The 12,873-nt window shown below is 46.0% G+C and carries 11 protein-coding genes; 10 read left to right on the forward strand and 1 reads right to left on the reverse strand.

The annotated features are described in order from the left end of the window. The first annotated feature begins 123 nt into the window (after positions 1 to 123). The 10 genes from B4K11_RS07535 to B4K11_RS07580 all read left to right on the forward strand — a co-directional run bounded on the left by B4K11_RS07535 (position 124) and on the right by B4K11_RS07580 (position 12,107). Positions 124 to 924 (forward strand): ABC transporter ATP-binding protein, encoded by an 801-nt coding sequence (locus tag B4K11_RS07535; RefSeq protein WP_292956057.1) that lies wholly within the window; start codon positions 124 to 126, stop codon positions 922 to 924. Continuing rightward, positions 921 to 1,682 carry an ABC transporter ATP-binding protein gene (locus B4K11_RS07540; RefSeq protein WP_292956060.1) on the forward strand — a complete coding sequence of 254 codons (762 nt, stop codon included), beginning with the start codon at positions 921 to 923 and terminating at the stop codon, positions 1,680 to 1,682. Before B4K11_RS07535 ends, B4K11_RS07540 begins: the two co-directional genes overlap by 4 nt. Before the next feature lie 67 nt (positions 1,683 to 1,749). Further along, positions 1,750 to 2,958: an ABC transporter substrate-binding protein gene (locus B4K11_RS07545; RefSeq protein WP_292956063.1), complete on the forward strand. Its 1,209-nt coding sequence runs from the start codon at positions 1,750 to 1,752 to the stop codon at positions 2,956 to 2,958. Positions 2,959 to 3,069: 111 nt separating this feature from the next. Next, entirely contained in the window at positions 3,070 to 3,957 is an 888-nt protein-coding gene (locus B4K11_RS07550; protein ID WP_292956066.1) for a branched-chain amino acid ABC transporter permease, read from the forward strand. 18 nt (positions 3,958 to 3,975) lie between these two features. Next, on the forward strand, positions 3,976 to 4,890 hold the full coding sequence (locus B4K11_RS07555; protein WP_292956090.1) for a branched-chain amino acid ABC transporter permease: 915 nt from the start codon (positions 3,976 to 3,978) through the stop codon (positions 4,888 to 4,890). Positions 4,891 to 5,036: 146 nt separating this feature from the next. Further along, complete coding sequence (locus tag B4K11_RS07560; RefSeq protein WP_292956069.1) at positions 5,037 to 6,689, forward strand: acyl-CoA synthetase; 1,653 nt, start codon at positions 5,037 to 5,039, stop codon at positions 6,687 to 6,689. Positions 6,690 to 6,796: 107 nt separating this feature from the next. Next, complete coding sequence (locus tag B4K11_RS07565) at positions 6,797 to 7,546, forward strand: electron transfer flavoprotein subunit beta/FixA family protein (RefSeq protein WP_292956072.1); 750 nt, start codon at positions 6,797 to 6,799, stop codon at positions 7,544 to 7,546. A gap of 11 nt (positions 7,547 to 7,557) precedes the next feature. Continuing rightward, entirely contained in the window at positions 7,558 to 8,511 is a 954-nt protein-coding gene (locus tag B4K11_RS07570; protein WP_292956075.1) for an electron transfer flavoprotein subunit alpha/FixB family protein, read from the forward strand. Positions 8,512 to 8,694: 183 nt separating this feature from the next. Then, positions 8,695 to 10,476, forward strand: a complete 1,782-nt coding sequence (locus tag B4K11_RS07575; protein WP_292956078.1) for an acyl-CoA dehydrogenase — start codon at positions 8,695 to 8,697, stop codon at positions 10,474 to 10,476. Beyond that, entirely contained in the window at positions 10,476 to 12,107 is a 1,632-nt protein-coding gene (locus B4K11_RS07580) for an electron transfer flavoprotein-ubiquinone oxidoreductase (RefSeq protein ID WP_292956081.1), read from the forward strand. Before B4K11_RS07575 ends, B4K11_RS07580 begins: the two co-directional genes overlap by 1 nt. Before the next feature lie 131 nt (positions 12,108 to 12,238). On the opposite strand, the gene B4K11_RS07585 is transcribed toward B4K11_RS07580, so the two are convergent. Continuing rightward, positions 12,239 to 12,850, reverse strand: a complete 612-nt coding sequence (locus B4K11_RS07585; protein WP_292956084.1) for a DNA-3-methyladenine glycosylase family protein — start codon at positions 12,848 to 12,850, stop codon at positions 12,239 to 12,241. Between the last annotated feature and the right edge of the window lie 23 nt (positions 12,851 to 12,873).

Here is a 12,873-nt window from a genome sequence, read left to right on the forward strand (position 1 = left end):
ATTTGGTTAGATTTACAAAATAGTTGGGTAAGGATTGCTCATTAATATGGTTGCTAATAAAAACAACAGCTGAACTTCCTTCTTTCATATCAGGAATACTCAGCCCTAGCAGAGTAGCAACCGATGACCCAGCCAGCGCAGGATTTCATTCTTGAAACTCAAAATTTGACCAAAGCCTTCAAAGGCTTCACCGCGGTCGATGATGTAAACCTGAAAATCCAAAGGGGTCATATACATGCCCTTATTGGCCCTAACGGTGCTGGTAAAACCACCGTATTCAATTTATTAACAAAATTCCTTCAGCCGACATCAGGTAAGATTCTTTTTAACGGTGACGATATCACTGCATTAGAGCCCGCAGCCATCGCACGTAAAGGTGTTATCCGTTCATTTCAGATCTCCGCCGTTTTTCCTCATCTTAGCGTGCTTGAAAACGTAAGAATCGCGCTCCAGCGTAAAGAGGGAAACAGTTTCCACTTCTGGCGTTCAGAGAAAATTCTTAACCGCCTCAATGAGCAAGCCGTTGCCCTATTGGAATCTGTTGGTCTAGAGGGCTTTGCAAACACAACAACCGTTGACCTCTCATATGGCCGCAAACGCGCGCTTGAGATTGCAACGACTCTAGCGGTTGAGCCTGAGCTCATGCTGTTAGATGAGCCAACCCAGGGCATGGGCCATGAAGATGTTGGCCTTGTATCAGACCTTATCAAAAAGGTATCTAAAGACCGCACTATTTTGATGGTTGAACACAACCTTCACGTGGTTTCAAAACTGGCTGATCAGATCACCGTCCTTCAACGTGGCGCCATCCTTACTGAGGGTGATTATGCCACTGTTTCTGCTGACCCTCGCGTGCGAGAAGCCTATATGGGAACCGCAGCTGATGAAGTCGAGCAAGAGAAAAATGAGGAGGTAGCATCATGAACCATCCAGTGCAGATAAATGGACAGCCATCAACCAACGAAGTGTCTCATGGTAACCATCGTGAAAAAATTCGTATCAACAACTTACATGCGTTTTACGGTGAGTCCCATATCCTTCACGGAATCGATATGACGGTTAACCAAGGAGAGCTTGTAACTCTGCTTGGGCGCAACGGTTCAGGTCGTTCCACTACGCTAAAAGCCATTATGAACATGGTTGGTGAACGCAGTGGCCAAATCGTCATCAACGGCCATGAAACAATGGATATGCCGGCACACAAAATTGCACATCTTGGTATGGGCTTTTGCCCAGAAGAGCGTGGAATCTTCTCAAGCTTAAATGTCGAAGAAAATCTAATGCTACCACCGAATGTTCGTTCGGATGGCGTCAGCGTTGAAGAGATTTACGACATGTTTCCAAACCTTTATGAACGCCGCACCAGCCAAGGCACACGTTTGTCCGGTGGTGAACAGCAGATGCTAGCACTTGCCCGCATTCTGCGAACTGGCGCCAACATCCTACTGCTGGATGAGATAACTGAGGGCCTCGCCCCCGTCATTGTGCAGAAACTGGGCGAGGTTCTTAGTCAACTCAAAGAGCGGGGTCTCACCATCCTACTGGTTGAACAAAACTTCCGCTTTGCGGCCCCTATCGCTGATCGTCATTACGTGATGGAGCACGGCCACATTGTTGAAGAAGTTTTAGCACACGAGCTCGATGCAAAAACTGAGCTATTGAATACCTATCTCGGCGTATAACGCACCGAAATGATAGGCACCTTTCGACTGAACAGAAAATAAAAACAAACCAAACCGGAGTCAGAAAATGAAGAAAACCAACAAAACAGTATTATCTGCTGTTGTATCAGGCGTCATTGCTGCAACGATGGCTTGTGGCGCACAGGCAGCAACAGATGGCCAAGTAAAATTGGGCGTACTGGCTGATATGGGTGGTACTTATGCAGATATCTGTGGAAAGGGCTGTGTAACGGCTACCAAAATGGCAATCGAAGATTTTGGCGGTAACGTTTTAGATAAGCCAATTGAAATTGTTAGCGCTGACTCTCAGCTAAAACCTGATATTGCTTCTGCAATTGCGCGTAAGTGGGTAGAAGACCAAGGCGTTGATGCGATCGGTGGACTGGTTTCTTCAGCTGTTTCTGGTGCGGTTTCTAAAGTAAATGCAGACACTAAAAACATCACTTTGATCTCCGGTTCTGCATCTAACACGTTTACAACAAAGACCTGTAACCCATACAACGTTCACTGGACATATAACGTCGTTGCATTGGCTAACGGTACTGTAAAACCAATGGTACAAGCGGGTAAGAAGAAATGGTTCTTCATCACAGCTGATTACAGTTTTGGCCACGCACTTGAAGGCATGGCAAGCAAAGTTATCAACGAAAATGGCGGTGAAGTATTAGGTCATGTTCGTGCACCTTTAGGTACGACAGACTTCTCCTCTTACATCCTTCAGGCACAAGCATCAGGTGCAGATGTAGTCGCACTTGCTAACGCGGGTAACGACACTGTAAACGCGCTAAAAGCAGCTTCTGAATTCGGTTTAACTGAACAGATGGACGTTGCAGGCCTTCTAGTATTTACACCTAACGCTCAAGCGATGGACCCAGCAAGTGCGGGCGGCATGCGTCTAACATCTGGTTTCTACTGGGATATGGATAAAGAAACACGTGATTGGAGCAAGCGCTTCGAACAACGTCACGGTGAAATCCCAAGCATGATTCATGCAGGTGTTTACTCTGTAACGACGCATTACCTAAACGCAGTTAAAGCTGCAGGTACAGATGAGTCTGATGTCGTTATGAAGAAAATGAAAGAGATGAAGCCAAATGACTTCTTTGCTCGTAATGCCACGCTACGCCCTGATGGCCGCATGGTACACGACATGCTTTATGTAGAGATCAAAAAGCAGGAAGAGCGCAAAGATAAAAACGACATCTACAAAATCATTAAAGTGATTTCAGGTGATGAGGCATACAGCCCTATGCAGCCCCAGTGTAACTTTTCATAAGCGCAATTTCTCATAACCTTGTTTCTTAATAATTAATCTTAATTGGTGACGGTCCTTGTAAAAGGGCCGATTCACCAACCCTTTACAGCTCAGAGAAGTAGGTTTCCTGTTATGGCTTCACTGTTTGACATTAATCTGTTCGCCCTATTTGGCCAGTTACTGGTTGGGCTGATAAACGGATCTTTCTACGCCCTTCTCAGTCTTGGATTAGCCATAATCTTTGGACTGTTAAAAATCATAAACTTCGCTCAAGGCGCTATGTATATGCTCGGTGCTTTTGTCGCCTTGCTTGCACTCAAATTCATGGGCGTAAACTATTGGTTTGCACTCATTTTAGTTCCTCTGACGGTCGGATTAGTCGGCGTTCTGATGGAACGATTCCTGATTCGTCCGATTGCCAATGAAGACCACCTCTACAGTCTTCTACTGACCTTTGGTTTGGCTCTGATCATACAGGGCTCATTTACCCATATGTTTGGTTCATCCGGCCTATCCTATGCGGTTCCTGAAGCACTTAAAGGCGGTACAAAACTTCCTTTCATGTACCTACCTAACTACCGCGCTTGGATCATTATTGTATCGGTCATCGTCTGCGCAGGTACTTGGTGGATGATAGAGAAAACAAATCTTGGCGCATATCTACGTGCCGGTACTGAAAACCCTCAACTGATGCAGGCTTTCGGTATCAACGTTCCACTGATCGTAACCCTAACCTTTGGTTTTGGTGTTGCACTAGCAGGGTTCGCAGGCGTCATGGCTGCACCGGTCTATTCTGTTTCACCTGATATGGGTTCTAACATTTTGATCGTAGTGTTCGCCATTGTTGTTATTGGCGGCATGGGCTCCATCGGCGGCGCCATTATCACAGGTTTAGGTATGGGTGTTGTCGAAGGGCTCACTAAGTACTTCTATCCAGAAGCCTCAAATACCGTCATTTTCCTGGTCATGGTGATTGTATTGTTACTTAAACCGGCCGGTTTATTCGGCAAAGAAGCCTAGGAGCCAATCATGAATAATATGAAGATTAACCTATTTCTATTGGCCCTGGCACTGATTGCCCCAACGGTCCTATACCCTGTATTTCTAGCAAAAGTGCTCTGCTTTGCCCTTTTTGCATGTGCTTTTAACTTACTGCTGGGCTTTGCTGGCCTGCTCTCTTTTGGTCATGCAGCGTTTCTAGGTACTGGCGGCTATGTCACCGGTTACCTGATGGTTAATAGTGGTTTGACGCCTGAACTCGCGATCATCGTAGGAACCCTTGCCGGTGCTCTGCTGGGTGCAGTTTTTGGCAAGCTAGCGGTGAAACGTGAAGGTATCTATTTTGCGATGGTGACCTTAGCACTGGCCCAGCTTGTATTCTTCTTCTACCTACAAGCTCCATTTACCAACGGCGAAGACGGCTTACAAGGCGTCCCTCGTGGCGCGCTGTTTGGTCTGATTGATCTATCCGATAACCTCGTAATGTACTACTTCGTACTGACAATCTTTATTGCAGGCTACTGGCTAATCAACCGTACTGTTCACTCCCCTTTTGGTCAGGTACTTAAAGCGATTCGTGAAAATGAAGATCGTGCAACCTCATTGGGCTATGACGTTAATCAATATAAATGGCTCGCCTTTGTGATCTCCGCAGCACTTGCAGCTCTAGCCGGTTCAACGAAAACACTGGTCTTCGAACTTGCCTCATTGACTGATGTTCACTGGCACATGTCAGGTGAAGTGATCCTTATGACGCTTGTCGGTGGTGTTGGCACCATCTTTGGTCCAGTCCTTGGCGCAGGCTTCATTGTCACTATGCAGAACTACCTGTCAGGTGGGGAATTAGGTAACTACATCCACATCATTATGGGTGCAGTGTTTGTCGTTTGCGTACTTAGCTTCCGTAGCGGAATTGTGGGACAGCTAATGAAGTTCAAACGGAATAATTTTTAAACCAAAAATAATTAACGAGCAGATTTTTAAGCGGAACCGAAACTAAGTGCGCTTGTTGTATCAATCAATAGTTTTCTAGCACGCTTTTTTAACTGAGCTTTTTTAGACAGAGCTTTTGACTATACAACGGCGCCATGGAGAGTAACGTGAACAACATAATAAAAAATACAAATTCTGCCTTTGAAGCAGATCTTGATAAGAACCAAGCAAATTACACGGCACTATCGCCGATCACTTTTTTACAGCGAGCGGCTAGTGTTTACCCAACTAAAATAGCTTCTGTCCATGGTGACACTCGCTACACTTGGGCAGAAACTTATACACGCTGTAAGCAACTCGCTAGCGCTCTACAGTCACACGGTGTTCAGCCCGGCGAAGCCGTATCAATTTTAGCACCCAACCTACCGGAGCACTTTGAAGCTCACTTTGCTGTGCCGATGTGTGGAGCCGTACTCAATTCCATCAACATTCGATTGGATGCAGAAGCCGTAGCTTTCATTCTTCAGCACGCTGAAACCAAAGTTCTGATCACAGATAAAGAGTTTAGTCATGTAGTTAAAGAAGCGCTCAACCTTGTTGAAGATAAGCCTCTTGTCATCGACATTGATGACCCTTACTGGAACGAAGGCGAGCTGGTTGGCGAACTTACTTATGATGAGTTTATAAGCCGAGGTGATGCAGATTTCACACCTTACACAGTACAAGATGAATGGAATGCCATTACGCTGAACTACACATCGGGTACGACAGGAAATCCAAAAGGTGTGGTTTATCACCACCGTGGCGCCTATCTCAATGCGATTAGTAACGCTATCTCTTGGGGCATGGAGCAACACCCTGCTTACCTATGGACTTTACCGATGTTCCATTGCAACGGTTGGTGTTTCCCTTGGACTGTAGCGGCAATGGCTGGCACCAATGTTTGCCTTCGTCATGTTCGCGCTGAAGATATTTTCAACTTAATTAAGAAAGAAAAAGTTGGCTATTTCTGCGGTGCGCCAATCGTTCTAAACATGTTGAACTCTGCTGAAGACTCTCTTAAAGCCGGTATTGAGCACAGCGTAAACGTGATGACTGCCGGTGCAGCGCCTCCAGCAGCCGTTATTGCAGGCATGGAAAGTCTTGGTTTTAACGTTACTCACGTTTATGGCCTTACAGAAACTTACGGCCCCTCGGTTGTTTGCGCTTGGCACGATGAATGGAATGAAAAAACACCTGACGAAAAAGCACGTCTAAAATCTCGCCAAGGTGTACGCGCACCTATGCTGGATGGGCTGATGGTTGCAGATCCAGAAACAATGCAACCCGTTCCTCAAGATGGTGAAACCATGGGTGAGATCTTTATGCAGGGTAACCTGGTCATGAAAGGCTACCTTAAAAACCCAGAGACCACCGATAAAGCATTTGAAGGTGGCTGGTTCCATTCCGGTGATTTAGCTGTGTGGCACGCAGATGGTTACATTGAGATAAAAGATCGCTCTAAAGACATCATTATCTCTGGCGGAGAGAACATCTCCAGTATTGAAGTTGAAGATGTCCTATACCGACACCCGATGGTTCAAGAAGCTGCTGTTGTTGCCAAAAACAACGAGAAATGGGGTGAAACACCCTGTGCGTTTGTCGCTCTGAAAGCGGATGACTTAGAGATCACAGAGAAAGAGATGATCGCTTTTTGTCGTGAACATATGGCGCACTTCAAAGCCCCTAAAGATATTGTCTTTGGTCCACTGCCTAAAACCTCGACAGGAAAAATACAGAAATTCCTGTTGCGAGATAGAGCTAACGCTTCAGACGCTTAAAGGCATGCTTAAAAGACTTTTTAAAAAATAGAATAAACGTTTATATAAAAACTATTACAGCCCTGGAGAGGATTAGATAGCTTCAGGGGAACGATCGAGGTACCGAAATGAAGATATTAGTCGCAGTAAAGCGCGTGATTGATTACAACGCAAAAGTACGGGTAAAAGCGGACAATACTGATGTTGATTTAAACAACACCAAAATGGCAATCAACCCGTTTTGCGAAATTGCAGTAGAAGAAGCGATTCGTTTAAAAGAAGCTGGCAGTGCAAGTGAAGTTATTGTTGTTTCTATCGGCCCTAAAGCCTGCCAAGAACAGATCCGCACAGCCTTAGCGCTCGGTGCTGATCGCGGTATTCAAGTTGAAACTGCCGATTACCCAGAATCACTTAATGTTGCCAAGCTGCTTGCTCAAGTTGTTCGTGATGAACAACCAGGCCTTATCATCATGGGCAAACAAGCGATCGATTCTGATAATAACCAAACAGGACAGATGCTTTCCGCCTTATTGGATATGCCACAAGGTACATTCGCCTCTGAAGTTAAGTTAGAAGGTGATAAAGCCCAAGTAACACGTGAGGTTGATGGTGGTTTGCAGACACTATCTCTTAATCTACCCGCCATCATTACAACCGATCTACGTCTAAATGAGCCTCGTTTTGCTTCGCTACCTAACATTATGAAAGCAAAACGTAAGCCACTGGCTGTCACTTCACCTGAAACACTTGGCGTTGAACTTAAGCAACACAGCACCTTGCTTAAAGTAACACCACCAACAGAACGAAGCGCAGGCATTCTAGTTAACAGTGTTGATGAGCTTGTAGAAAAACTTAAAAACGAAGCAAAAGTACTTTAAGGGGTAATCAAATGGCTATTCTAGTTATTGCTGAACACGACAACAGCACCCTTAAAGGTGCAACACTTAATACCATTACTGCAGCTTTTGAGATTGCCTCAAAAACTCCAGGATCAGAACTTCACCTACTGGTTGCAGGCAGAGATTGTCAAAGCGTGGCCGAAGAAGCCGCAAAAGTAGACGGCGTAAGTAAAGTTTTAGTGGCTGACGATGCAAGCTACGAACATCAAGTTGCAGAAAACGTTGCCAACCTAATCAGCCAATTAGGTAAGGACTACAGCCATATCGTGGCATCAGCTACGAGCAACGGTAAAAACATACTTCCTCGCGTCGCGGCGCTTCTAGATGTAGGCCAGATCTCAGATATTACCGCCGTTGAATCGGAAGATACTTTTCAACGTCCTATCTATGCTGGCAACGCGATCGCAACCATACAATCGCTGGACAGCATTAAGGTAATCACTGTACGTGGTACCGCTTTCCCTGCTGCATCCATCGGAGCTTGTGTAGAGAGTAATGCCGAGATCACAAATATCGATTCACCGGCCAGCAGTGATTTAGCACGTTTTGTTTCTGAAGAAGTCGCGCAATCAGATCGACCTGAGTTAACAGCTGCCAAAGTCATTATCTCCGGTGGTCGCGGCATGGGCAGTGGAGAGAACTTCTCCATCCTAGAACAACTTGCCGACAAACTCGGCGCTGCCGTAGGCGCATCCAGAGCTGCTGTCGATGCGGGCTTTGTTCCAAACGATATGCAAGTAGGGCAAACAGGCAAGATTGTTGCACCTGAACTTTATATCGCGGTCGGTATCTCCGGTGCAATTCAGCATCTTGCAGGCATGAAAGACTCCAAAGTTATTGTCGCAATCAACAAAGATGAAGATGCACCTATCTTCTCTGTTGCCGACTACGGCCTTGTCGCCGACCTGTTTGATGTGATGCCAGAGCTTCAGCTTAAGTTATAAATAGCTTCAGCAGAAATTATAAAGAGCTTCAGCGTAAGTTATAAATAGCTTCAGCAGAAGTTTTCTATAAAGCAAACCCTTTTGACTGACCTTAAGAGGTCCGAGCTACGTAAAGCGCTTTCCAGCCCGGACCTCATTTTTTAAAAAGCCTTTTTATAAGGGCTTATATGATGAGGAATTGTGATGAGCACCTATACTCCCCCATTACAGGATGCTAACTTTGTTCTAGACCAACTGATTGGTATAGATCAACTTTGTGAAGAACTTCAACTTGAGGATATCAATACAGAATTGGCATCCGTCATTATCGAAGAAGCAGGTAAGCTTGCCTCTGAAGTGCTCGCCCCTCTTAATGCCGTAGGTGACGCCAACGGCGCAACGGTTGCCAATGGGCAAGTCACAGAAACCGCTGGTTTTGCAGATGCATATGAACAGTTTATCGCTAACGGCTGGGCAACACTGACAGGGCCAGAACAATTCGGTGGGCAAAATCTACCTAACGTACTGGGCACTGCTGTTAACGAATTGTGGCACTCTTCGAATATGGCATTTGCGCTCTGCCCTATGCTAAGCCAAGGTGCCGTTGAAGCACTCATCGCTCACGGTAGCGACGCCCTCAAAGAACAGTACCTACCGCCGTTAATTAGCGGTGAATGGACAGGTACAATGAACTTAACAGAGCCCAATGCGGGCTCTGATCTAGCTGCTGTTGCAGCTAAAGCCGTTCCTTCAGGCGATCATTACAAAATAAGCGGCCAAAAGATTTTCATCACTTGGGGCGATCATCAAATGACCTCCAATGTTGTTCACTTAGTATTAGCCCGCTTACCCGATGCGCCTGCAGGCGTAAAAGGTATTTCACTGTTTATCGTGCCTAAATATCGATTGGATGAGCAAGGGCAGCCTAGTGAGCTTAACGATGTCAGCTGTATCTCACTCGAACATAAAATGGGTATCCACGGCAGCCCAACCTGCGTAATGAGTTTTGGTGATAATGATGGCGCTGTCGGCTACTTAGTCGGTGAAAAAAATAAAGGCCTACGTTACATGTTCACTATGATGAACCACGCAAGGCAAACGGTGGGGTTACAAGGTTTGTCTATCTCTGAACGTGCCTACCAGCAAGCACTGCAATACAGCCAAGAGCGTTTTCAGGGGACTCATCGTGATGGTAGTAAAATCGCGATTATCGAACACCCAGACGTTCGCCGTATGTTGATGGCGATGAAAGCGGGTAATGAAGCGATGCGTGCTTTAGCTTTTTCAGCCGCTGCGGATATCGACCGTGCTCACAATGGTGATGATAGCGCCAAAAAACGTGTTGAACTCTACACCCCGATTGTTAAAGGCTGGATGACCGAGCTCGCACAGGAGCTCACCTCACTTAACATTCAAGTTCATGGGGGTATGGGCTTCATTGAGGAAACTGGTGCTGCTCAGCATTATCGTGACGCACGAATTCTACCCATCTACGAAGGTACTACAGGCATTCAAGCGCTTGACCTGATTGGGCGTAAAACCTTGTTTGATAAAGGTGAAGCTCTTAAAGGGTTGCACAGCGATATTGAAGAAACGATCAACGCTTTAAAGGCTTCTGACAACCAATCTCTAAGCGGCTTCACCGCTCAATTAGAGAATGCCTTGCAGCGAGCAACAGAAGCCGGAAATTGGATTCTTGATAATACCGCCGAAGATCCACGTCTAATGGGCAATGTAAGTTTCGATAACCTCATGATGATGGGCTACCTTGTGGGCGGTTGGTTAATGGCTCGCAGCGCACTGCTTGCTTCCCAGCAAGACAGCGATAACAGCGCATATAGCAGTGCTTTCCTTGAAGGAAAAATCGCCACGGCAAGCTTTTACGCCGAGCACTATCTACCGCGTGTTAATCAACACGCTGATACCGTGCTAACCGGGCTGAAAAGCACCTTCTCACTGGATATAGAACAGTTACAGGGAGCCTAATGATGGAACGTGAAATCATGGAGTTTGACGTACTGATCATTGGCGCGGGGCCTGCGGGCCTTGCCAGTGCGTGTCGTCTAAAACAACTCGACCCAGATTTGAATATCTGCGTTGTAGAAAAAGGCTCAGAGGTTGGTGCTCATATACTCTCAGGAGCCGTTATCGATCCTAAAGCGTTGGCAGAGCTGTTTCCTGATTGGCAGGAGATGGGAGCACCGCTTAATACTCCAGCTAAGCAAGATGAGATTGTTTTACTTAAAGATAAAACCTCATCTATAAAAATTCCAAACTGGGCTGCACCTAAAAGCATGCATAACCAGGGCAATTACATTGCAAGTTTGGGTAATTTTGCACGCTGGCTTGCAGAGCAAGCAGAGCAGTTAGGTGTTGAAGTCTTCCCAAGCTTTACAGCTTCAGAAGTGTTGTATGACGAAACAGGACGGGTTAAAGGCATCCTAACCGGTGATATGGGTATTGATGCTAACAACATGCCTAAAGACACCTATATGCAAGGGATGGAGCTGCACGCACGCTTCACTATTTTCGCTGAAGGCTGTCGTGGTCACCTAGGTAAGGAGCTAATCAATCAGTTCAACCTTGACCAAAACAAAGACCCTCAACATTATGCTATCGGCCTCAAAGAGCTGTGGGATATTGATCCTGCCAAACACCAAGAAGGCTTAGTCATTCATGGGTCAGGCTGGCCATTAGAGGGTGATACGAGCGGTGGTTTCTTCCTGTATCACACAGAAAATAATCAAGTCGCTGTTGGCCTGATCATCGATCTTAACTACAGCAACCCTTGGATCAGCCCATTTGATGAGTTCCAACAACTCAAGCATCACCCTACCCTTGCCCAATATTTAGAGGGCGGTAAGCGCGTATCTTATGGTGCAAGAGCTATTGCTAAAGGTGGCTTTAATTCACTACCCAAAATGAACTTCCCGGGTGGACTTCTAATCGGCTGTGATGCTGGCACGCTAAATTTCTCGCGGATTAAAGGCACACACACCGCCATGAAATCCGGCATGATCGCTGCAGAAGCGATCCATCATGCCTTGACGAATTCAAATGACGATGCCGTAACGTTTGAGCAACGCTTTAAAGAAAGCTGGCTTTACACTGAACTTTTCAGCTCACGCAACTTTGGCCCAGCTCTGCATAAATTTGGCCGTTGGATCGGAGGGGCTTTTAACACGCTGGATCAAAACCTGTTTAATGGGAAGATTCCGCTGACCCTGCATGATCGTCAAGAGGACCATGCAAAATTGCAGCAGGTGACTGAAAGTAAAACTATTTTTTACCCGAAACCTGACGGTAAACTCTCTTTTGACAAGCTGTCTTCCGTATTTCTATCCAACACCAACCACGAAGAAGACCAACCTTGTCACCTGCAATTGAGCAAAGAAGATATCCCACTGACCGTTAATATTCCACTCTATGAAGAGCCTGCTCAACGTTACTGCCCAGCAGGCGTTTATGAAGTGATTGAAGATGAAGAAGGCAAACGCTTACAGATAAACGGACAGAACTGTCTGCACTGTAAAACCTGCGACATTAAAGATCCCTGCCAAAATATTCAGTGGGTTCCACCTGAAGGTGGCGGCGGCCCTAACTACCCTAACATGTAAAACTTTTTGTTCACCTCGGCCGGTAGCCTTGCCGTTAAAGCAAAGAGAGATTCACCTAAAACTTCACTTGTGCTGAGTGAGGTTTCTAAGGCTCGGTGCCCTTGCCCTCCACTGGAGGGCTTTTTTCGTTATTAGATAGGTGCGCCATGATAGTAATGCCATAAAAACAAGGCCCCAACACTCCGCCAAGGCGACCAATGCTCTACCATGTCACGCGCTTGTTTAGGCGTAGGTTTATCTTCAACTCCCTTTAATCGCCCTAATGCAACCAGTATAGCTAAGTCATCTGCGGGGAAAATATCTTGTCGTTTTAAGGAGAACATTAAGTAAATTTCTGCACTCCAGCGACCAAAGCCCCTCAAACGGGTAATACTCTCGATAGCCTCTTTATCGTTCAAGCTATCAAGTTCCTCAATGTCGAAGCTCCCAGACTCAATCGCTTCAGCCAAGCCTTTAGCGTATTCGATCTTACGCCAGGATAAACCTGCATCACGTAAAGCTTGGTCATCAAGAGATAAAAGTTCCTTCGCAGTGACATCAACCATTAACTCTTTCACGCGATCAAATATGGCTTGGGCTGCTTTGGTTGATATTTGTTGGCTAACAATCGCTGATAGAAATGTTTCAAACCCCTTAGGCCGATGTCTCTCCGGTGGGGCCCCTAATTGTTTATATGCCCGCGCTATATCCGGATCGATAAGCGCTAGCGCTTGCATGCCATGATCAATTTCTAATGAATTCATAGAGCTATTCACGTCAATATTCT

It is taken from the genome of Neptuniibacter sp. UBA6509 (assembly GCA_002435145.1).
Lineage (GTDB): Bacteria > Pseudomonadota > Gammaproteobacteria > Pseudomonadales > Balneatricaceae > Neptuniibacter.

Bases quoted from the DNA above. Each gene is read 5' to 3' on its own strand.
- B4K11_RS07540 (WP_292956060.1), top strand. From the start codon at position 921: ATGAACCATCCAGTGCAGATAAATGGACAGCCATCAACCAACGAAGTG.
- B4K11_RS07575 (WP_292956078.1), top strand. From the start codon at position 8,695: ATGAGCACCTATACTCCCCCATTACAGGATGCTAACTTTGTTCTAGAC.
- B4K11_RS07580 (WP_292956081.1), top strand. From the start codon at position 10,476: ATGATGGAACGTGAAATCATGGAGTTTGACGTACTGATCATTGGCGCG.
- B4K11_RS07545 (WP_292956063.1), top strand. From the start codon at position 1,750: ATGAAGAAAACCAACAAAACAGTATTATCTGCTGTTGTATCAGGCGTC.
- B4K11_RS07585 (WP_292956084.1), bottom strand. From the start codon at position 12,850: ATGAATTCATTAGAAATTGATCATGGCATGCAAGCGCTAGCGCTTATC.
- B4K11_RS07555 (WP_292956090.1), top strand. From the start codon at position 3,976: ATGAAGATTAACCTATTTCTATTGGCCCTGGCACTGATTGCCCCAACG.
- B4K11_RS07550 (WP_292956066.1), top strand. From the start codon at position 3,070: ATGGCTTCACTGTTTGACATTAATCTGTTCGCCCTATTTGGCCAGTTA.
- B4K11_RS07570 (WP_292956075.1), top strand. From the start codon at position 7,558: ATGGCTATTCTAGTTATTGCTGAACACGACAACAGCACCCTTAAAGGT.
- B4K11_RS07565 (WP_292956072.1), top strand. From the start codon at position 6,797: ATGAAGATATTAGTCGCAGTAAAGCGCGTGATTGATTACAACGCAAAA.
- B4K11_RS07535 (WP_292956057.1), top strand. From the start codon at position 124: ATGACCCAGCCAGCGCAGGATTTCATTCTTGAAACTCAAAATTTGACC.